Raw genomic sequence first — 21,773 nt, 5'->3', positions numbered from 1 at the left:
ATTGAAACTAAACTAAATTTGTATGAATCACATCCTACCATAACTTCAGAAGAGAAAATTCGTCGTTATGATGAGAGTTTTTCAGGTTGCCAAAGATCGACTTTTTGCTGATCCGATGAGTATTTTTGAATGAAATCATTCATAATAGAAACGAATACTCATTCCTGTCAGGAGACACTTGATGGCGGCTACACCCATTACTAAAAAAATAAAGAAGGCAAAAGGACCTGCGAGTGGCGCTACGGCTGCCGGACAAGTTCAATCCTTAAGCCGTGGACTGACGCTTTTGGAATACATTTCTGAATCAACTGGGGGGATCGCCCTCACCGATTTAGCCCTTCAAGCTGGTTTACCTAATTCCACGACTCACCGCTTATTAATGACCCTCGAACAGCACGGTTTTGTGCGCCAGACAGGGGATCTTGGGTTGTGGGTCATCGCTTCTCATGCCTTTATCATCGGCAGTAGCTTCCTTGAAAGTCGTAATTTATTAGCCCTTGTCCATCCAATATTACGCCGTTTGATGGAAGAATCTGGCGAAACCGTCAATTTAGCGATTTTGGATCACACAGAATATGACGCTGTGATTGTTGACCAGGTGCAATGTAATGCGTTAATGCGCATGTCTGCCCCAATTGGCGGAAAGCTGCCATTACATGCATCGGGTGCAGGAAAAGCGTTTATTGCCAATTTGCCTGAAGAGCAGCTAATTCCATTACTGGGCAAAAAAGGCTTACATGCCTATACACCGCATACATTAACTAATCCATCAGCATTGAAAGAAAATCTGCAACAAGCTAAAAAACAAGGATTTTCTTATGATGATGAAGAGCATGCGCTGGGGTTAAGATGTATTGGTGCCTGTATTTATGATGAGCATAAAGAGGCATTTGCCGCGATCTCAATTTCTGGACCACTTTCGCGGATCACCGATGATCGGGTAACAGAGCTGGGAGCGATGGTGATCAAAGCCGCTAAAGAAATCAGCCATGAATATGGCGCTAATCGCTAGCAAGCAAAAGTGCGGGATCTCCCCGCACTTCTTCAATTAATCATGTTACTGGCGGGCTAATCACCCTGTTGATTGGACGCACTTTCCGATTTATTCGATTTCAAAGATTGTTTGAACTTCGGCATATTGCGATATTTTTCAATCAAGGCTAAAGCGATAGCTTCCGTTTCTGCATCTGCCCGCCCATCAATATCCCGTGGACGATAATGCATTTGGAATGCACGTAACGTCTGTTTCGTTTCTTTATCTAATTTTCCTGTCAGTGGGATCCCTGCATAGCCATAAAATTTCAATGCTTTTTGTAGGTTTAACACACTGACAGATGCATTAATCTGCCGCCCTGCTAAATACTTATTAACGGTTTGAGGGTCTGGCCAAGCGCCAATCCCATGCAGCGCTAATGATTGCCACGGGAATGCACGACCCGGATCTTGTTTACGCAGCGGGGCGATATCACTATGGCCAATGACATTTTCTGGAGGAATGTCATAACGTTGCATAATGTCTTTCAATAGCGGGATCAACGCATCTATCTGCGAGTCATTAAAAGGCGGCCAGATATCTTGACCATTTTTTCTCACCAAACCTTCATTAACGATTTCAATACCAATCGAGCTATCATTAAGCCCGTGATGATATTGCCAACGGCTATCCCCTGCATGCCACGCTTTCAAGCGCTCAGGAACAAGTTGTAAAATGACAGGCTGACCATTTTTTTGTGCAGGTTGACTAGGAATGAGGTAATGGGAACTCACCTTTCCTTTCGTTAATATTTTAATTGAGTGGGCATCATCAGAAACAGTGTAATGCAGAACAATAAATTGAATACGCTCGCTGGTATTCTGTGACGGGTAACTCTGATCGAGATAGTAACCCGTTTTTGAAGGTGTCGTTGAACAACCGACAAGTAGGAATATGACAAATATCCATATTGCCCTAGCCATTTAAAACTGCCCTTTTTCCATGTTGAATTGTCGCACATTTAAGCACACCGACCTCGATAAAACCATGAGAACTTTGTCCAAAGAATCGTCTTAAATATGAACAAACATTAAAAAAAGCGTAAATTAAATGAATCAAAAAAACAAAATATGAATACTTTTATAAAAATAATCTAATTGAATTTAATCGTTATCTGCTTTTATCATTTAAAAGCAGAATCATCAGATTTATGAAATTTAATTAATACGTTAAAGATAGCATTAATAATTAAAATCATTTAATCATTGTAGTTTTATTAATCTATAAGATTTCAAGATAAGATAAAATAAATTAAAAACTCGCTAACGCTAGCTCACTTGAATTAATCCTCTCTTTCTCAAACTGACGTGCAATCATAGTGGTAATTTCATGAATATCAATTTCAAGTAAAATAGCAATCTCGATTAATTTATCTAAACTTAGCTTGTTAACACCCAATTCATATCGAGATACCTGCTGCTGGCTAAGCTGAATAATAGCCGCCAACTCCTGTCCTGATAACCCTTTACGTACCCTAGCTTTACGAAGATGATTGCCAAGCAAAGCATAAATATTTTGTTTTTCTGACATGTACACGCTCACCTCAATATAAAGAATCTAATCAAACATTAATGGGCATTATAAAAACAATCTATTTTTTTTAAAATAGATAAAAACAATCGAATTAACTATTATTGATAGGAATTTAAGGTGTCATTATGATTTTAATTTTTAATCTTTACTACTCTGGGTTGTAATTCATTGCTTTATAAAATATTTTTTTAATATCAGTAGTTGTTTTAACCATGTGAAACTATTATTAAAACATCTCTAATTTAATAATGTCTTACAATTTACACGGTTATGGCAATGATTAGTAACTAAAAATCACTTGTACTTACGATTTAAGTTTATTTTAAAAATTAAAATTTATTTAAAATAAGACGGGCGTAATTAACATTAAAAAATAGGTAATTAGATAGCTTAACTTTAAAACCGACTTTATCTAAATACCATAATTCCACTTTTTCCTTGAAGATACGAAAATAGCTCGACATCCATTACCCGTAAATTTTTTCGTTGTGAAGAAGCATGGCGAAATAGCACCTTTTCCCCTTCTCGAATCACAACCCCCACATGGGTAACATCCAATCCTGATGCTGAGGAATAAATACCAATGTAATCCCCTGTTTTTAACTGCTTCAGTAGTGCTCTATCAATAAATCGAGTTGGGACATAACTAATCACTCTTGGTGTTATTTTAACCGTAGCAATAATAGGGTCACCGTTACTTTTTTTATTAAGTTGTTTATTAACAAAAACCGTATGGGGGCTTAATTGAGCCGTTATATCAGAGACAACTTTATGCTCCCCTTCCGCCCAATCAGAAAAGAAATGACGACGTTGATTAAATGCGACTTTTGCATCGACATAACGTACTTTTTCTAAATATGAGGCAAATTGTTCAGCATCATCCGCATGTTTAAAGGCTTCGCTATACTCAATAAATGTCATGCAATCAACGGCTTTTAAATCAATGATTAACCGTTCAGCAGAGAATGCATCCATATTTAAAGTGCGATTGTTGTACGGGGTGCCCAACAAAATAGCAGTGGCATTCGCCATTTTTTGCTCCGCAGAACTACCTTGGCTGGCTGAAATCACCTTCTCTAAAACGCCGTAAGATCCAGTGGTTAAGACCACTTCAGGCACTTCTGTCGCTTGAACGCTGCTTGAGCACAACCAAAAAATACCTAACAGCCACCCAAGCGGATTACGTTTTTTCAACCCAGCCATATTTCCCTACTTGATTTTTATCTCAATGCCATCGACTAACTCATTATAGTTATTATTTATCATTCTGTTAGGCTGAAATGGTCACGATTACTCCCAATTTCTCTCCGATCCTCCTCTTGATTCAGATCACATATATGTCGAAATCTTCATTTTTATCATTGCAACAATTGTTTTTTCATTGAACAATGTTACCGGTAACATAAAGAATACTGTTTGTATAATGGAGCCATTATCATGAGCAAAAATATTTCTGACGTCACGCCTTCAACGAAGGTCAATGACCACATTTTACAGATCACCCAACGTATCATCGAGCGTTCTAAAGAGACTCGAAAAGCCTATCTCGAAAAAATTGAACAGGCTCGTAGCAGTACTGTGCATCGCGCTGAATTAGCGTGTGGGAATCTGGCTCATGGTTTTGCCGCCTGCCAAAGCGAAGAAAAAAGCATACTCAAAAGCATGACCCGTTCCGATATCGCTATCATTAACTCCTATAACGACATGCTTTCCGCCCATCGCCCCTATGACCGCTACCCTGACCAGCTGAAACAAGCATTACTTGAAAATGGCGCCATTGGGCAAGTAGCCGCTGGTGTTCCTGCCATGTGTGATGGCGTTACCCAAGGACAAGATGGTATGGAGCTCTCATTACTGAGCCGTGATGTTATCGCGATGTCCACTGCCATCGGCCTTTCCCACAATATGTTCGATGGTGCGCTCTATTTAGGGATCTGCGACAAAATTGTTCCAGGGCTGATGATGGGCGCGCTCTCTTTTGGGCATCTACCCGCCGTTTTTGTCCCCGCAGGTCCTATGAGCACAGGCTTGCCCAACAAAGAAAAAGTGAGAATTCGTCAGCTATATGTTGAAGGAAAAGTGGATCGTAATGCATTACTTGATGCTGAAGCCGCGTCCTATCACAGCATTGGTACCTGCACATTTTACGGCACTGCAAACTCTAACCAAATGGTGATGGAAGTGATGGGACTACATTTACCTGGCTCTTCCTTTGTTCCGCCTGATTCCCCATTACGTGATGAACTTACTCATGCTGCAGCTCGCCAAATTACACGTCTTACTGAGCAATCAGGAAATTATTTACCGATTGGTAAACTGGTTGATGAAAAAGTCATTGTGAATGGTATTGTAGCGCTTCTGGCAACAGGGGGATCCACCAACCTCACCATGCATCTGGTGGCGATTGCACGTGCTGCTGGCATCATTATCAATTGGGATGATTTCTCTGATCTTTCTGCTGTCGTTCCGCTGATTTGCCGTATTTATCCAAATGGCCAAGCCGATATTAACCAATTCCAAGCGGCCGGTGGCGTTCAATTGTTGATCCGCCAGCTCCTTGCTAAAGGTTTACTCCATGATGACGTTCACACCGTTGCCGGATTTGGGCTATCACGCTATACCCTCGAACCTTGGTTGGACAACGGTCAATTATCTTGGCGTGAAGGGGCAAAAAATTCTTATGATCTTGAAGTGATTGCTGATATTGATCATCCTTTCTCCCATCATGGTGGGACTAAACTACTGTCTGGAAATCTCGGTCGCGCTGTGATGAAAACCTCAGCCGTACCCGTTGAAAACCAAGTGATTGAAGCCCCAGCCATCGTGTTCAATAATCAAAATGATATTGCACCACGTTTTGAAGCTGGTGAATTAGACAGAGACTGCGTCATTGTGGTTCGTTTCCAAGGACCATCTGCGAATGGCATGCCTGAATTACATAAATTAATGCCACCACTCGGGGTATTATTGGACAAAGGCTATAAAGTAGCGTTAGTCACTGACGGACGGTTGTCGGGAGCATCGGGTAAAGTGCCTTCCGCTATTCATGTCACGCCAGAAGCTTACAATGGCGGCTTACTTGCAAAAGTCCAAGATGGTGATTTAATTCGCGTTAATGCATTAACGGGAGAGATTGAGCTTCTCGTGGACGAACAAATTTTATCTGCTCGTCAACCTTATCAAGCTGACCTGAGTGCAGAACGAGTGGGTTGTGGTCGAGAGCTGTTTGGTGCATTAAGACAACATTTATCTGGCGCCGAAGAAGGTGCTTGCAGCATTAATTTTTAATTTATACCGCTTAATAGGATTTATTATGAATAATTGGAAAATGACCGCTGAAGATGTTCTAAAACAAGGTCCTGTTGTTCCTGTCATTGTGATCAAAAAACTCGAGCAAGCCGTTCCTTTAGCAAAAGCCTTACTCAAAGGCGGTATCAAAGTATTGGAAGTCACGTTGAGAACAGAATGCGCTATCGAAGCTATCCGACTGATTGCTGAAGAAGTCCCTGAAGCGATTGTCGGCGCTGGTACTGTCATCAATGCAAAACAGCTAGCAGAAGTGACACAAGCGGGTGCGCAATTTGCTATCAGTCCCGGTTTAACGGACGAGTTATTAGCGGCTGCAAATCAAGGCAGTATTCCATTAATTCCTGGGATTTCCACTGTATCTGAATTAATGGCGGGCATGAACTATGGGCTTAAAGAATTCAAATTCTTCCCAGCCGAAGCCAATGGTGGCGTGAAAGCGCTCAAAGCAATTGCAGGACCTTTCTCTCAAGTTCGCTTCTGCCCAACTGGCGGGATCTCCCTCGCCAATTACCGTGATTATCTCGCGCTAGACAGCGTGTTATGTATTGGCGGCTCATGGTTGGTACCTGAAGATGCTCTGGAAAATGGCAACTACGATAAAATCACCGAATTAGCACAACAAGCAGTGCAAGGTGCTCTGTAATTGTTAAGTCATGAAGTGGGTCATTGACCCACTTTTAATCAACTAAACCGTAGAGATAGTGCGAAAAAATCGACGACAAAAGCGCTGATCTTCCGAGTAAGCAAACACATCTTCGACATACCCATCCAAAATGCGTTTTTGCAGTTTTTGCCAATAATCCGCGCTAAATAAATCTTGATGATGCATCTGCAAATAGTCCCTGACTTTCGGATCTTGGCATAAGAATTGCGCAAACTCTTCGGGGAAAACATCTTGCTCTCGCACACTGTACCAAGGTTCGCCTGAGAGCTCTTGTTCAGGGTAGAGCGGCTCAGGGATATGGCGGAAATTCACCTCGGTCATATAGCAAATTTCATCATAATCATAAAATACCACCCGACCATGGCGTGTTACCCCAAAGTTTTTAAATAGCATATCCCCCGGGAAAATATTGGCGGCAGCCAGCTGCTTGATGGCGCAACCATATTCTTCTATCGCGTGATAAAGCTGCTCATCCGATGCTTCATCCATGAAAATATTCAGCGGGATCATCTTACGTTCCATATAGAGATGACGAATTAATATTTTATCCCCCAAATCTTCAACCTGAGACGGCGCCTCCGCCAGTAACTCGGTCATTAGCTCATCACTGACAAAACGCTTTTCAATAATAAAGTTTTCAAACTCTTGAGTATCTGCCATGCGCCCCACTCGGTCGTGCTCTTTGACCATTTGATAACACTCAAGCACTCGAGCTTTAGTCACCTCTTTTTGTGGCGCAAATTTATCTTTAATAATCTTAAATACTCGATCAAATGATGGCGCCGTAAACACCAACATCACCATCCCTTTCACACCGGGGGCAAGGGTAAATTGTTCTCGTGAAAAGTTTAAATACGCCAAATATTCTCGGTAATATTCTGTTTTACCATGCTTTTGACAACCAATCGCCATATACAATTCAGCGATTGATTTACTGGGTAAAATTTCACGTAACCAGAAAACTAACCCTGCGGGAAACGGGGCGTACACCATAAAGTAGGAACGAGCGAAGCCAAACACGATACTTGCGTCATCAAAGCCAGTTAAACACGCATCTACATACATTTTGCCGTCTTCATTATGGTGAATAGGCAATAAGAATGGGTAAACTTGATGATTGATATATAGCTTCCCAACTAACCATGCAGCTTTATTTCGGTAAAACAACTCATTCGCCACATGTAATTGGGCACTTTGCTCTACAATCTCAGGGAAGCGCTGCCTTAGTGTTTCCACAATACATTCAATATCAAAGGCTAAATCTCGCCACACCAAGCGAATCGGCAACCCGCTTAAGATCCCATTAAATACCGTTTCCATGTTCCCATTAAGCTTATATTCGCGAGCTAATGGCCTCGGTAAGGTGCAAAAGCGCCGAGCAGGTTGTGAAGTAAAGATAAACAGATTTTCTTGGGTTAACTCTCGATGTTGAAACAGTCGGCAATACACTGAATTAAAAAAACTTTCAGCAATTTCAAAACGTGGGTAATCCGGTAGCAATGTCGCATAGACCTGTTTGATCCTCGCCAAATTGTAGGGACTGAGCGATTGCACTAGCCCCATACATTGCAGCTGAGCAACGACAAGCCCCACATGATGGTCATACAGCTTTATCCTTTGTTTCATCGCGTGTTGAACGGCATGCCAATCCCCGCGTTCAAAGCGTTCTTGAGCACCCGATGTGATTTCAAGAAATCGCCCATATTGCGCATCAAAGCCCTGCAAAATGGTTTGAGCGATGATCTGTTCAGTTTCGAGGGTCATCTTCACTCTCCCAATAAAAAACAGGCACTTGCGTGCCTGAAAACTCAAAAGATACACTTATGTCAACACACATACACCGAGCAATAGGAACCGTATATTTCTCCCCGATTAGAATTGCTCTTCTTCAGTCGAACCTGTTAATGCCGTGACTGAAGAGCTCCCCCCTTGAATCACCGTTGTCACCTTATCAAAATAGCCAGTTCCCACTTCTTGCTGATGAGAAGAGAAGGTATAGCCTTTATTGATAGCGGCGAATTCACATTCCTGTACTTTATCAACATAGTGTTTCATTCCCTCGCCTTGCGCATAGGCGTGGGCAAGGTCAAACATGTTGAACCACATGCTGTGAATCCCCGCCAAGGTAATAAACTGGAAGCGATAGCCCATATCTGACAACTCTTGTTGGAAACGAGCAATGGTGCTGTCGTCCAAATTTTTCTTCCAATTAAATGAAGGTGAACAATTATAAGCCAGTAATTTTCCTGGAAATTTAGCGTGAATTGCCTCAGCAAATTGGCGCGCAGCTTCCAGATCTGGCTTGGAGGTTTCACACCAAACTAAATCAGCATAAGGGGCATAAGCTAAGCCTCGGCTAATCGCTTGCTCTATCCCTGCCGTGGTACGGAAGAAGCCTTCGGTCGTACGCTCACCAGTGATAAATGGCTCATCATAAGGGTCACAATCTGATGTTAGTAAATCAGCAGCGTCCGCATCCGTTCTAGCAACCAAGATAGTAGGAACACCTGAAACATCCGCCGCTAAGCGTGCTGCAACTAATTTTTGAATTGCTTCTTGGGTTGGAACTAAGACTTTCCCGCCCATATGGCCACATTTTTTCACTGCCGCCAATTGATCCTCAAAGTGCACCGCCGCTGCGCCCGCTTCAATCATATGCTTCATCAATTCAAACGCATTCAGAACCCCACCAAAGCCAGCCTCTGCATCCGCGACGATAGGTAAAAAGAAATCAATATATTCTTTATTATCGGGACCAATGCCATTCGCCCACTGAATTTGATCCGCACGACGGAATGTGTTGTTGATCCGCTGAACCACGTTAGGCACTGAGTCTACAGGATAGAGTGATTGGTCAGGGTACATGCTGGATGCCGAGTTCGCATCTGCCGCAACCTGCCAGCCAGAGAGATAAACAGCTTCAATCCCCGCTTTTGCTTGTTGCAATGCTTGCCCGCCAGTTAATGCACCTAATGCATTTACATAGCCTTTCTTCGCGCCGCCATTCAGCTGTGCCCAAAAGCGTTCAGCACCTTTACGAGCTAATGTATGCTCAGGGTTGACCGAGCCACGTAATTTGATCACTTCTTCCGCCGTATATGGGCGCGTGATGCCTTTCCAGCGTGGTTTTTTCCACTCATTTTCCAATTGAGCAATCTGTTCTAAGCGCGATGTTGTCATGATTTACATCCTTTCTTGTTATCTGTCTTTGTAGGGTAATTGAGTGCTATCTCTATTCTTCAAGTTGGCTAATCAAGCAATTGGTAGCCCGGTATAGTTAAGAACTCGATCAATTCATCTTGGGTTGTGATTCGGCGCATCAACTCACTAGCTTCTTTGAATCGCCCACTTTGAAAACGATGGTCGCCAAGCTCTTTCTGGATGACTTGCAACTCTTCATCCAGCATCTCTTCAAATAACTCTTTAGTGACTTTCATGCCGTTCGATAGTGATTTGCTATGACGGATCCACTGCCAAATTGATGTCCGCGAAATTTCAGCCGTCGCCGCATCCTCCATCAAACCGTAGATAGGCACACAGCCATTTCCTGAAATCCATGCTTCAATGTATTGCACCGCCACTCGAATATTGGCACGCATACCCGCTTCGGTTCTTTCGCCTTCACAAGGTTTTAGTAGCTGCTGCGCTGTAATTTCATCATCATTTTCACGTCGGATATTCAGCTGGTTTTTTCGCTCACCTAATGCTTCGTTGAAAACCGCCATGACGGTGTCTGCCAAACCTGGGTGTGCAATCCATGAACCATCATGACCATTGCGCGCCTCCAGCTCTTTGTCCGCTTTAACTTTGGCGAGAATGGCTTGATTTTCCTGCGTATCTTTGCTTGGAATAAAGGCGGACATTCCCCCCATCGCAAATGCTCCGCGACGATGACAGGTTTTGATCAGCAAACGTGAATAGGCGCTTAGAAATTCCTGCGTCATTGTCACCGACTGCCTATCAGGTAAAACGCGGTCAGCGTGCTCTTTCAATGTTTTGATATAGCTGAAAATGTAGTCCCAGCGTCCACAGTTAAGCCCAACAATGTGATGACGCATGTGGTACAAAATTTCATCCATCTGGAAAACCGCAGGGAGTGTTTCAATTAATACCGTGGCTTTGATAGTGCCGCGTGGTAAGCCCACATAATCTTCTGCAGCGCTAAATACATCGCTCCACCACTGAGCCTCCTGCCAAGATTCCAGTTTCGGAATATAGAAATAAGGACCGCTACCCTTCGCCAGTAATGCCTGATAGTTATTGAAAAAGTAGAGAGCAAAATCAAATAGCCCACCGGGGATCGGTTGATTATCGACAAGCACATGTTTTTCATCTAAATGCAGTCCACGCACTCGAGCTATCAATACGGCTGGGTTAGATTTCAGCTGATAAACTTTGCCATTTTCATTGGTATAGGAGATTTCGCCAGTGATCGCATCTCGTAGGTTAATTTGCCCGTCGATCAATCTTTCCCATGATGGCGATAGAGAGTCTTCAAAGTCAGCCATAAATACTTTTACGTTAGCATTCAATGCATTGATCACCATTTTCCGATCAACTGGCCCAGTAATTTCTATGCGACGATCTTGTAAATCATCAGGAATATTTTGAATTTTCCAGTCCGAATTTTTAATGGAATTAGATTCCATAATGAAATCAGGTAAATCACCTGCATCAATCTCTTTTTGACGATGAACTCTGTCTTTGAGTAGCTGCTCTCTTCTTGGCAAGAAACCTTCGACAAGATAAGAAAGAAAGCCAATAGAATCAGAACTTAATATTTGTTTTGCTTGCTGAGAAAATGCTTTCTTGAAGGTTAAATCTGAAATAGATAACTGCTGATCCATTGTTTTTTCCTCATTCATGGCTGGCTATGAATTAAGAGTAAACTTAAAAAACAAATAAATCAAAAACGGTTTCCATTTTAATTTATAATCAACATATCATATTGATTATAAAGTAATTAGATGAATTTATTATTTTGTTCTTAATTTCTATCTCTAAAAATAAAATGTTAAATATAAGTTAAATCATGAAGTTATGTATAAGTCGAAATTTTCTTTTGAACAAAGAAAATGAGTAAGCAGACAAAAATTGATTTTTTATTCATCTAAAAAATGGGAGGAATTTTGATTTAAAGGCTAAATAATTTTGATTACTCAGCCTTATATTCTGAGATATGACCAGTTAGCTGGCATTAAGTGAGTTTTTTTAATCTAATGTTGGTTCCATATGAGTAAGATCGAATGGTGTGATCTGATACACATAATAATTCAGCCAATTGGAGAATAACAAGTGACCATGACTACGCCAACGAACTTCCGGCGAATTATTCGGATCATCATTTTTGAAATAATTACACGGTAATTCAGGTGTGATCCCGGCATCCACATCACGCCAATATTCTTGAGATAATGTTTCCGCATCATACTCAGGATGCCCCGTGACAAAGGCCAAACGCTTATCTTTTGATGCAAATAAGTACGCTCCCGCTTCCGGTGAGCTGGCTAAAATATCAAGGTCTGTGTTCTGACGAATATAGTCTTCAGGGAAATCGGCATAACGGGAATGCGGCGCATAAAAAGAAGCATCAAATCCGCGAGTTAATAACGCATAAGGCTCTAATGTTTCGTGTGAATATACGCCAGAGAGTTTCTCTTTGCGGGTTAATTTAGGTAAATCATACAATACGTTAAGTGCAGCTTGAACCGCCCAGCAAACAAATAATGTTGAAGTCACATGCTCTTTTGCCCATACAATGACCCGCTCTATTTGTTCCCAATAACACACGTCAGCAAATTCAACTAAGCCGAGCGGAGCACCTGTTACAATTAATCCATCAAAATTTTGGTGTTTAATATCTTCAAAATCACAGTAAAAATTGTTCAAGTGTTCAGTTGGCGTATTCTTAGATTCTCGCTGATCAATGCGTAGAAGCTGGATATCGACTTGCAATGGCGTGTTTGATAGTAACCGTAAAAATTGGTTTTCAGTTTCAATTTTTTTCGGCATTAGGTTCAGTATCAGTACTTTCAAGGGACGGATCTCCTGAAGGCTGGCTCTTGTCGTGGTCATGACAAAAACATTTTCTTCACGCAAGAAATTAACTGCTGGTAGCTCATCAGGCAGGCGAATTGGCATGGTTCATCCCCTTAAATATACTTTGTACGTTTAGACTTCTAGAATGCTAAACAATCTAACTAATGTGACTCTACTTGTCGAGCGTTTCAAAGCAAGTTGAAATAATTTCAAGCGATGGTTGGTGTATTAGGAATATTAAAAGTCTAGCAAACTAGTAACTTAATGATATTCAGACTTTTTATTACAACTTAATAGCTAAAATGGCTTAGACTTTTTTGATCTGAAGTAGAGAGGATTTTAAGACTTATGATTTCTTGAATCATGATTTTTGGGTGGTAGTTTTTGCATAGTGGCCTTTAAATACAGGCATCCAGAGAGTAAGAACAACGAAATTAGTGAGATCTGAAGGGGGCTGTTTCGATAATCACGCTTCAAAGGATGACTATCTTGCCTTTTATCACCTATTTTTTAGGCCCCAAAACGCAAAAAAGCCACCCAATGGGTGGCTTCTCGGCTAATTTAATGTCTGGCAGTTCCCTACTCTCACATGGGGAGACCCCACACTACCATCGGCGCTACGGCGTTTCACTACTGAGTTCGGCATGGGGTCAGGTGGGACCACCGCGCTATTGCCGCCAGACAAATTCTGTTTATTCCCGTCTAAGTTTTCTCTTAAACCAGAATATCAATCCTGAACAAGCTGTGTGTCCACCTTCCGGCTTCTCACTTTCTTTGAAAATCAACTTAATCTCTCATCTCGAAAACACCTTCGGTGTTGTCAGGTTAAGCCTCACGGTTCATTAGTATTGGTTAGCTCAACGTATCGCTACGCTTACACACCCAACCTATCAACGTCTTAGTCTTAAACGTTCCTTTAGGACCCTTAAAGGGTCAGGGAAGACTCATCTCAAGGCAAGTTTCCCGCTTAGATGCTTTCAGCGGTTATCTCTTCCGCACTTAGCTACCGGGCAATGCCATTGGCATGACAACCCGAACACCAGTGGTGCGTCCACTCCGGTCCTCTCGTACTAGGAGCAGCCCCTTTCAATCTTCCAACGCCCACGGCAGATAGGGACCGAACTGTCTCACGACGTTCTAAACCCAGCTCGCGTACCACTTTAAACGGCGAACAGCCGTACCCTTGGGACCTACTTCAGCCCCAGGATGTGATGAGCCGACATCGAGGTGCCAAACACCGCCGTCGATATGAACTCTTGGGCGGTATCAGCCTGTTATCCCCGGAGTACCTTTTATCCGTTGAGCGATGGCCCTTCCATACAGAACCACCGGATCACTAAGACCTACTTTCGTACCTGCTCGAGCCGTCACTCTCGCAGTCAAGCTGGCTTATGCCTTTGCACTAACCGCATGATGTCCGACCATGCTTAGCCAACCTTCGTGCTCCTCCGTTACTCTTTGGGAGGAGACCGCCCCAGTCAAACTACCCACCAGACACTGTCCGCACCCCGGATTACGGGGCTACGTTAGAACATCAAACATTAAAGGGTGGTATTTCAAGGTTGGCTCCACGCAGACTGGCGTCCACGCTTCAAAGCCTCCCACCTATCCTACACATCAAGGCTCAATGTTCAGTGTCAAGCTATAGTAAAGGTTCACGGGGTCTTTCCGTCTTGCCGCGGGTACACTGCATCTTCACAGCGAGTTCAATTTCACTGAGTCTCGGGTGGAGACAGCCTGGCCATCATTACGCCATTCGTGCAGGTCGGAACTTACCCGACAAGGAATTTCGCTACCTTAGGACCGTTATAGTTACGGCCGCCGTTTACTGGGGCTTCGATCAAGAGCTTCTCCTTACGGATAACCCCATCAATTAACCTTCCAGCACCGGGCAGGCGTCACACCGTATACGTCCACTTTCGTGTTTGCACAGTGCTGTGTTTTTAATAAACAGTTGCAGCCAGCTGGTATCTGCGACTGGCTTCAGCTCCATGAGTAAATCACTTCACCTAATGCCAGCGTGCCTTCTCCCGAAGTTACGGCACCATTTTGCCTAGTTCCTTCACCCGAGTTCTCTCAAGCGCCTGAGTATTCTCTACCTGACCACCTGTGTCGGTTTGGGGTACGATTAATGATAATCTAGAGCTTAGAGGCTTTTCCTGGAAGCGGGGTATGAGCTACTTCGCCACCGTAGTGACTCGTCATCAGACCTCAGCATATAGTGAACCGGATTTGCCTAATTCACCTGCCTACATCCTTAAACCGGGACAACCGTCGCCCGGCCAGCCTAACCTTCTCCGTCCCCCCATCGCAATTATCACCAGTACGGGAATATTAACCCGTTTCCCATCGACTACGCATTTCTGCCTCGCCTTAGGGGTCGACTCACCCTGCCCCGATTAACGTTGGACAGGAACCCTTGGTCTTCCGGCGTGCGGGTTTTTCACCCGCATTATCGTTACTTATGTCAGCATTCGCACTTCTGATACCTCCAGCATACCTCACAGTACACCTTCACAGGCTTACAGAACGCTCCCCTACCCAACAATATTTACATATCGCTGCCGCAGCTTCGGTGCATAGTTTAGCCCCGTTACATCTTCCGCGCAGGCCGACTCGACCAGTGAGCTATTACGCTTTCTTTAAATGATGGCTGCTTCTAAGCCAACATCCTGGCTGTCTGAGCCTTCCCACTTCGTTTCCCACTTAACTATGACTTTGGGACCTTAGCTGGCGGTCTGGGTTGTTTCCCTCTTCACGACGAACGTTAGCACCCGCCGTGTGTCTCCCGTGATAACATTCTTCGGTATTCGTAGTTTGCATCGAGTTGGTAAGTCGGGATGACCCCCTAGTCGAAACAGTGCTCTACCCCCGAAGATGAGTTCACGAGGCGCTACCTAAATAGCTTTCGGGGAGAACCAGCTATCTCCCGGTTTGATTGGCCTTTCACCCCCAGCCACAAGTCATCCGCTAATTTTTCAACATTAGTCGGTTCGGTCCTCCAGTTAGTGTTACCCAACCTTCAACCTGCCCATGGCTAGATCACCGGGTTTCGGGTCTATACCCTGCAACTCATTCGCCCAGTTAAGACTCGGTTTCCCTACGGCTCCCCTATACGGTTAACCTTGCTACAGAATATAAGTCGCTGACCCATTATACAAAAGGTACGCAGTCACACCATAAAGGTGCTCCCACTGCTTGTACGTACACGGTTTCAGGTTCTATTTCACTCCCCTCGCCGGGGTTCTTTTCGCCTTTCCCTCACGGTACTGGTTCACTATCGGTCAATCAGGAGTATTTAGCCTTGGAGGATGGTCCCCCCATATTCAGACAGGATAACACGTGTCCCGCCCTACTCGTCGAGTTCACAACACTAACACCTTCGGATACGGGGCTATCACCCTTTACTGCCGGCCTTTCCAGACCGTTCTCCTGATGCTAATGCTGATTAAGACTCTGGGCTGCTCCCCGTTCGCTCGCCGCTACTAGGGGAATCTCGGTTGATTTCTTTTCCTCGAGGTACTGAGATGTTTCAGTTCCCTCGGTTCGCTTCGTTTGACTATGTATTCATCAAACGATAGTGCAACGAATTGCACTGGGTTTCCCCATTCGGAAATCGTCGGTTATAACGGTTCATATCACCTTACCGACGCTTATCGCAGATTAGCACGTCCTTCATCGCCTCTGATTGCCTAGGCATCCACCGTGTACGCTTAGTCGCTTAACCTCACAACCCGAAGGTGTCTTTACCAACTGACCCGACGGTCAATTGAACACATTCACGTTGAGATTTTTGAGAGACTCTCACATTGTTTAAGCGATAAACAATGTGCGTTGTTTTCAATTTTCAGCTTGTTCCAGATTGTTAAAGAGCATAATTGTTAAACCAACTACAACGTAATTGGCTTAATCATTATTTTTGGGGAACGTCTTTCACTCATTCTCCGCGCAATTGGCGTCCCCTAGGGGATTCGAACCCCTGTTACCGCCGTGAAAGGGCGGTGTCCTAGGCCTCTAGACGAAGGGGACACTACAGTCAGCTTCGCAGACGCGCTTTTTGCTCTACTTTCTATCAGACAATCTGTGTGAGCACTTCACAAAAACACTTCAATGGTAAGGAGGTGATCCAACCGCAGGTTCCCCTACGGTTACCTTGTTACGACTTCACCCCAGTCATGAATCACAAAGTGGTAAGCGCCCTCCCGAAGGTTAAGCTACCTACTTCTTTTGCAACCCACTCCCATGGTGTGACGGGCGGTGTGTACAAGGCCCGGGAACGTATTCACCGTAGCATTCTGATCTACGATTACTAGCGATTCCGACTTCATGGAGTCGAGTTGCAGACTCCAATCCGGACTACGACGTACTTTATGAGTTCCGCTTGCTCTCGCGAGGTCGCTTCTCTTTGTATACGCCATTGTAGCACGTGTGTAGCCCTACTCGTAAGGGCCATGATGACTTGACGTCATCCCCACCTTCCTCCGGTTTATCACCGGCAGTCTCCTTTGAGTTCCCGACCGAATCGCTGGCAACAAAGGATAAGGGTTGCGCTCGTTGCGGGACTTAACCCAACATTTCACAACACGAGCTGACGACAGCCATGCAGCACCTGTCTCAGAGTTCCCGAAGGCACCAAAGCATCTCTGCTAAGTTCTCTGGATGTCAAGAGTAGGTAAGGTTCTTCGCGTTGCATCGAATTAAACCACATGCTCCACCGCTTGTGCGGGCCCCCGTCAATTCATTTGAGTTTTAACCTTGCGGCCGTACTCCCCAGGCGGTCGATTTAACGCGTTAGCTCCGGAAGCCACTCCTCAAGGGAACAACCTCCAAATCGACATCGTTTACAGCGTGGACTACCAGGGTATCTAATCCTGTTTGCTCCCCACGCTTTCGCACCTGAGCGTCAGTCTTTGTCCAGGGGGCCGCCTTCGCCACCGGTATTCCTCCACATCTCTACGCATTTCACCGCTACACATGGAATTCTACCCCCCTCTACAAGACTCTAGCTGACCAGTCTTAGATGCCATTCCCAGGTTAAGCCCGGGGATTTCACATCTAACTTAATCAACCGCCTGCGTGCGCTTTACGCCCAGTAATTCCGATTAACGCTTGCACCCTCCGTATTACCGCGGCTGCTGGCACGGAGTTAGCCGGTGCTTCTTCTGTTGGTAACGTCAATCGCTGATGATATTAGCATCAGCGCCTTCCTCCCAACTGAAAGTACTTTACAACCCTAAGGCCTTCTTCATACACGCGGCATGGCTGCATCAGTCTTGCGCCCATTGTGCAATATTCCCCACTGCTGCCTCCCGTAGGAGTCTGGGCCGTGTCTCAGTCCCAGTGTGGCTGATCATCCTCTCAGACCAGCTAGGGATCGTCGCCTTGGTGAGCCATTACCTCACCAACTAGCTAATCCCATATGGGTTCATCCGATAGCGCAAGGACCGAAGTTCCCCTGCTTTGCTCCTAAGAGATTATGCGGTATTAGCTACCGTTTCCAGTAGTTATCCCCCTCTATCGGGCAGATCCCCATACATTACTCACCCGTCCGCCGCTCGTCAGCGAGAAGCAAGCTTCCCCTGTTACCGCTCGACTTGCATGTGTTAGGCCTGCCGCCAGCGTTCAATCTGAGCCATGATCAAACTCTTCAATTAAAAAGCTTGATGCTCAAAGAATGTTACTGTCGTTTGATTTCCGAAGAAACCAAATTACCTATTAGTTCATATATATGAATTAACGTGTTAGTCACTCTTCAAGACTTAAAATCAAATATTTTTTGATAGTGTCCTGTGAGTGCCCACACAGATTGTCTGATAAATTGTTAAAGAGCGGTGCGACATTTCTTGAGAAATTCGACTCAGTTTTTATCAACTTAGGTCGTTGTCGCGAGGTGGCGTATATTACGCTTTCCTCATTGAGAGTCAAGTATTTTTTTACTTAATCTTTTCAGATTCTCTCGCTGCCGATTCAGTGTCCATCGCGCTTTGCGTTGGCTTGTTCCCGGTCAGTGGATGCGCATTATAGGGAGTCGCAGAAATCCTGCAACCCTTTTTTTAAGATTTTTTACGGTTTTTAGTTCAACTGCTGCATTCCACAGCAAAACCCCTATTTATACCCACTTACACACAGATTTATCCACAGACTGAAAAAATAGTGAAAATAGTTCGCGCATTACGCAAACGTTTGCGCTACAATTAGCGCGAAAATTCGGCATTGATTTTATTTTGATGCTCTGAAATTGTTAGTGACTTATATATAGATATTGCTTCTTTATCCAAATCCAAGGGATCTATCTCATGCAACAGCTTCGTCCTATTCGCCGTGCCCTGCTTAGTGTGTCTGATAAAACAGGGGTTGTTGAATTCGCTAAGGCGCTTTCTCACCGTGGTGTTGAACTGCTTTCTACCGGTGGAACCGCTAAATTACTAGCAGAGCAAGGCCTTAAGGTCACTGAAGTTTCAGATTACACAGGTTTTCCTGAAATGATGGATGGTCGCGTTAAGACTCTGCACCCGAAAGTTCACGGTGGGATCTTAGGTCGTCGCGGTAAAGATGATGCCATCATGCAGCAGCATGACATTGCACCTATTGATATGGTGGTTGTGAACCTTTATCCATTTGCTCAAACCGTCGCAAAACCAAATTGCACATTAGAAGACGCCGTTGAGAATATTGATATTGGCGGTCCAACCATGGTTCGCTCCGCAGCGAAGAACCATAAAGACGTGGCTATCGTGGTTAACAGTAATGACTATGACAAAATCATCGAAGAGATGGATAACCACGAAAATTCGCTGAATTGGTCAACACGCTTTGACTTAGCTATCAAAGCGTTCGAGCACACAGCAGCTTATGACAGCATGATTGCCAACTACTTTGGCGAACTGGTTGCCCCATATCATGGTGATACTACTCAGCCATCAGGTCGTTTTCCTCGTACCCTGAATTTAAACTTCATTAAGAAGCAAGATATGCGCTATGGCGAAAACAGCCATCAAGATGCGGCTTTCTATATAGAAGAAAGTCCAAAAGAAGCGTCGATTGCCACTGCGAACCAAATTCAAGGTAAAGCGCTTTCTTATAATAATATCGCAGACACCGATGCAGCTCTGGAATGTGTAAAATCCTTTGATGAGCCAGCTTGTGTTATTGTTAAGCATGCTAACCCTTGTGGTGTTGCCATTGGTGACAATATCCATGCCGCTTATGATAAAGCATTCAAGACTGACCCAACCTCTGCATTCGGCGGCATCATTGCTTTTAACCGTCAATTAGATAAAGCCACCGCAGAAGCCATCATTGAACGCCAATTTGTTGAAGTGATCATTGCCCCTTCTATTGCTGAAGACGCGTTACCTTCCTTATCTACCAAGCAAAACGTGCGTGTTCTAGTATGTGGTGAGTGGAGCAAACCTGTTGCAGGTTTAGATTTCAAACGCGTGAATGGAGGTTTACTGGTTCAAGATCGTGACTTAGGTATGGTCGAAGCGGAAGATTTACGCGTCGTAACCACACGCCAACCTACGGAACGTGAGTTAAAAGATGCGCTGTTCTGCTGGAAAGTGGCGAAATTCGTGAAATCAAATGCGATTGTTTATTCGAAGAACGACATGACCATCGGTATTGGTGCAGGACAAATGAGCCGCGTGTACTCTGCTAAGATTGCGGGGATCAAAGCTGCTGATGAAGGTTTAGAAGTTGCTGGTTGTGCAATGGCATCCGATGCATTCTTCCCATTCCGTGATGGCATCGATGCTGCTGCTTCTGTAGGTGTTACTTGCGTTATTCAACCAGGTGGATCTATTCGTGATGATGAAGTGATTGCCGCTGCCAATGAACATGGCATCGCAATGATCTTTACTAACATGCGTCACTTCCGTCACTAATTGCTAGGGGTTTCTATGAATATACTGATTATTGGTGGTGGCGGTCGCGAGCACGCTTTAGCATGGAAAGCCGCACAATCTCCATTAGCAGATAAAGTGTATGTTGCGCCGGGTAACGCGGGTACTGCACTGGAACCTGCACTGGAAAATGTCGATATCTCAGCAACTGACATTGATGGCTTACTGCAATTTGCCAAAGACAAACAAATCGGTCTAACCATCGTAGGTCCAGAAGCACCATTAGTTATCGGTGTGGTCGATGCATTCAAACAAGCTGGTTTAACCATTTTTGGACCAACTCAAGGTGCTGCGCAGTTAGAAGGCTCGAAAGCGTTCACCAAAGATTTCTTAGCGCGTCACAAGATTCCGACCGCAGCTTATGAAAACTTTACTGAAATTGAGCCTGCTTTGGCTTATTTAGATAAAGTTGGCGCACCTATCGTTATCAAGGCTGATGGTTTGGCTGCTGGTAAAGGCGTGATTGTGGCAATGACGCTGCAAGAAGCCAAAGATGCCGTCCATGATATGCTGGCTGGCAATGCATTCGGTGATGCCGGTCATCGTATCGTTATCGAAGAGTTCCTTGATGGCGAAGAAGCGAGTTTCATCGTCATGGTGGATGGTGAGAATGTCATTCCGATGGCAACTAGCCAAGATCATAAACGTGTTGGCGATGGTGATACTGGGTTAAACACTGGCGGTATGGGTGCATATTCACCTGCGCCAGTGGTGACAGATACGGTTCATCAACGTGTCATGGAGCAAGTCATTTATCCAACCGTTAAAGGGATGGATCAAGAAGGGAACCGTTATCAAGGTTTCTTATATGCAGGTTTGATGATTGATAAAGCGGGTAACCCGAAAGTCATCGAATTTAACTGCCGTTTTGGCGATCCAGAAACTCAGCCAATTATGATGCGCTTACAATCTGATTTAGTCGCTCTGTGTTTAGCGGGTGCTAAAGGCGAACTCGCAGGTAAAGATTCTCTTTGGGATGAACGTCCAGCGCTCGGCGTCGTGATTGCGGCAGGGGGATATCCAGGTGATTATCGCAATGGCGATGTAATTTCGGGTCTACCAACGTCAGAAGCCGCTGATAGCAAAGTGTTCCACGCAGGTACCAAGCTCAACCAAGCAGGCGAAGTCGTCACTGCCGGTGGTCGCGTTCTGTGTGTCACTGCATTAGGTAACGACATCGCAAAAGCTCAAGCTAAAGCATACGAAGTTGCCAAAACCATCAATTGGTCCGACAGCTTCTATCGCAACGATATCGGCTACCGCGCTATCGCCCGCATTAAGTAATAGAAAC

Annotated in this window: 12 protein-coding genes, 1 tRNA gene and 3 rRNA genes; 5 read left to right on the top strand and 11 right to left on the bottom strand. The window is 44.5% G+C overall.

All coding sequences use genetic code 11. From position 1 onward, the window contains the following. Positions 1-181 precede the first annotated feature (181 nt). On the top strand, positions 182-1,012 hold the full coding sequence (iclR, locus tag M5X66_RS01970) for a glyoxylate bypass operon transcriptional repressor IclR (protein ID WP_036955435.1): 831 nt from the start codon (positions 182-184) through the stop codon (positions 1,010-1,012). A 56-nt stretch (positions 1,013-1,068) separates the two neighbouring features. Here iclR and M5X66_RS01965 read toward each other — a convergent pair whose 3' ends face one another. From M5X66_RS01965 to M5X66_RS01955, 3 genes are all read right to left on the bottom strand, one after another. After that, positions 1,069-1,956 (bottom strand): N-acetylmuramoyl-L-alanine amidase, encoded by an 888-nt coding sequence (locus tag M5X66_RS01965; RefSeq protein ID WP_036955437.1) that lies wholly within the window; start codon positions 1,954-1,956, stop codon positions 1,069-1,071. Positions 1,957-2,284: 328 nt separating this feature from the next. Continuing rightward, positions 2,285-2,563 carry a helix-turn-helix domain-containing protein gene (locus tag M5X66_RS01960; protein WP_036955440.1) on the bottom strand — a complete coding sequence of 93 codons (279 nt, stop codon included), beginning with the start codon at positions 2,561-2,563 and terminating at the stop codon, positions 2,285-2,287. A gap of 411 nt (positions 2,564-2,974) precedes the next feature. Next, positions 2,975-3,769: an N-acetylmuramoyl-L-alanine amidase-like domain-containing protein gene (locus M5X66_RS01955; RefSeq protein ID WP_051422797.1), complete on the bottom strand. Its 795-nt coding sequence runs from the start codon at positions 3,767-3,769 to the stop codon at positions 2,975-2,977. Positions 3,770-4,003: 234 nt separating this feature from the next. Between M5X66_RS01955 and edd the strand changes: the two genes are divergently transcribed. Together edd and M5X66_RS01945 are read left to right on the top strand one after the other, a co-directional pair. Further along, a complete protein-coding gene (edd, locus tag M5X66_RS01950) occupies positions 4,004-5,854 on the top strand; it encodes a phosphogluconate dehydratase (protein WP_108479272.1) in 1,851 nt (616 codons plus the stop codon). A 25-nt stretch (positions 5,855-5,879) separates the two neighbouring features. Continuing rightward, positions 5,880-6,518 carry a bifunctional 4-hydroxy-2-oxoglutarate aldolase/2-dehydro-3-deoxy-phosphogluconate aldolase gene (locus M5X66_RS01945; RefSeq protein WP_108479271.1) on the top strand — a complete coding sequence of 213 codons (639 nt, stop codon included), beginning with the start codon at positions 5,880-5,882 and terminating at the stop codon, positions 6,516-6,518. Between the two features lie 42 nt (positions 6,519-6,560). On the opposite strand, the gene aceK is transcribed toward M5X66_RS01945, so the two are convergent. The 8 genes from aceK to M5X66_RS01905 all read right to left on the bottom strand — a co-directional run bounded on the left by aceK (position 6,561) and on the right by M5X66_RS01905 (position 18,232). Then, positions 6,561-8,303, bottom strand: a complete 1,743-nt coding sequence (aceK, locus tag M5X66_RS01940) for a bifunctional isocitrate dehydrogenase kinase/phosphatase (protein WP_036955445.1) — start codon at positions 8,301-8,303, stop codon at positions 6,561-6,563. A gap of 108 nt (positions 8,304-8,411) precedes the next feature. Further along, the gene (gene aceA, locus M5X66_RS01935; protein ID WP_036955448.1) at positions 8,412-9,719 is read right to left on the bottom strand and encodes an isocitrate lyase; all 1,308 of its coding nucleotides are present in this window, start codon (positions 9,717-9,719) and stop codon (positions 8,412-8,414) included. A gap of 68 nt (positions 9,720-9,787) precedes the next feature. Then, entirely contained in the window at positions 9,788-11,386 is a 1,599-nt protein-coding gene (gene aceB, locus M5X66_RS01930; protein ID WP_154599669.1) for a malate synthase A, read from the bottom strand. 364 nt (positions 11,387-11,750) lie between these two features. Continuing rightward, positions 11,751-12,680: a homoserine O-acetyltransferase MetA gene (gene metA, locus M5X66_RS01925; RefSeq protein ID WP_270103830.1), complete on the bottom strand. Its 930-nt coding sequence runs from the start codon at positions 12,678-12,680 to the stop codon at positions 11,751-11,753. Positions 12,681-13,144: 464 nt separating this feature from the next. Next, positions 13,145-13,260, bottom strand: a 5S ribosomal RNA gene (gene rrf / locus M5X66_RS01920). Positions 13,261-13,399: 139 nt separating this feature from the next. Further along, positions 13,400-16,305: ribosomal RNA gene (locus tag M5X66_RS01915) — 23S ribosomal RNA — on the bottom strand. A 226-nt stretch (positions 16,306-16,531) separates the two neighbouring features. Further along, a tRNA-Glu gene (locus M5X66_RS01910) sits at positions 16,532-16,607 on the bottom strand. A gap of 85 nt (positions 16,608-16,692) precedes the next feature. Continuing rightward, positions 16,693-18,232: ribosomal RNA gene (locus M5X66_RS01905) — 16S ribosomal RNA — on the bottom strand. The 16S, 23S and 5S rRNA genes sit together here with 1 tRNA gene alongside, the layout of an rRNA operon. Before the next feature lie 642 nt (positions 18,233-18,874). Between M5X66_RS01905 and purH the strand changes: the two genes are divergently transcribed. Beyond that, complete coding sequence (gene purH / locus M5X66_RS01900) at positions 18,875-20,464, top strand: bifunctional phosphoribosylaminoimidazolecarboxamide formyltransferase/IMP cyclohydrolase (protein ID WP_154636979.1); 1,590 nt, start codon at positions 18,875-18,877, stop codon at positions 20,462-20,464. A 15-nt stretch (positions 20,465-20,479) separates the two neighbouring features. After that, positions 20,480-21,766, top strand: a complete 1,287-nt coding sequence (gene purD / locus M5X66_RS01895) for a phosphoribosylamine--glycine ligase (RefSeq protein ID WP_154599615.1) — start codon at positions 20,480-20,482, stop codon at positions 21,764-21,766. The last annotated feature ends 7 nt before the right edge of the window (positions 21,767-21,773 follow it).

Origin of the sequence: Providencia sp. PROV188 (assembly GCF_027595165.1) — a bacterium.
In the GTDB taxonomy this organism is placed as follows: domain Bacteria; phylum Pseudomonadota; class Gammaproteobacteria; order Enterobacterales; family Enterobacteriaceae; genus Providencia; species Providencia lanzhouensis.
The sequence above is the reverse complement of the archived record's forward strand: the minus strand, read 5'-3'. Positions and strand labels throughout refer to the sequence as shown.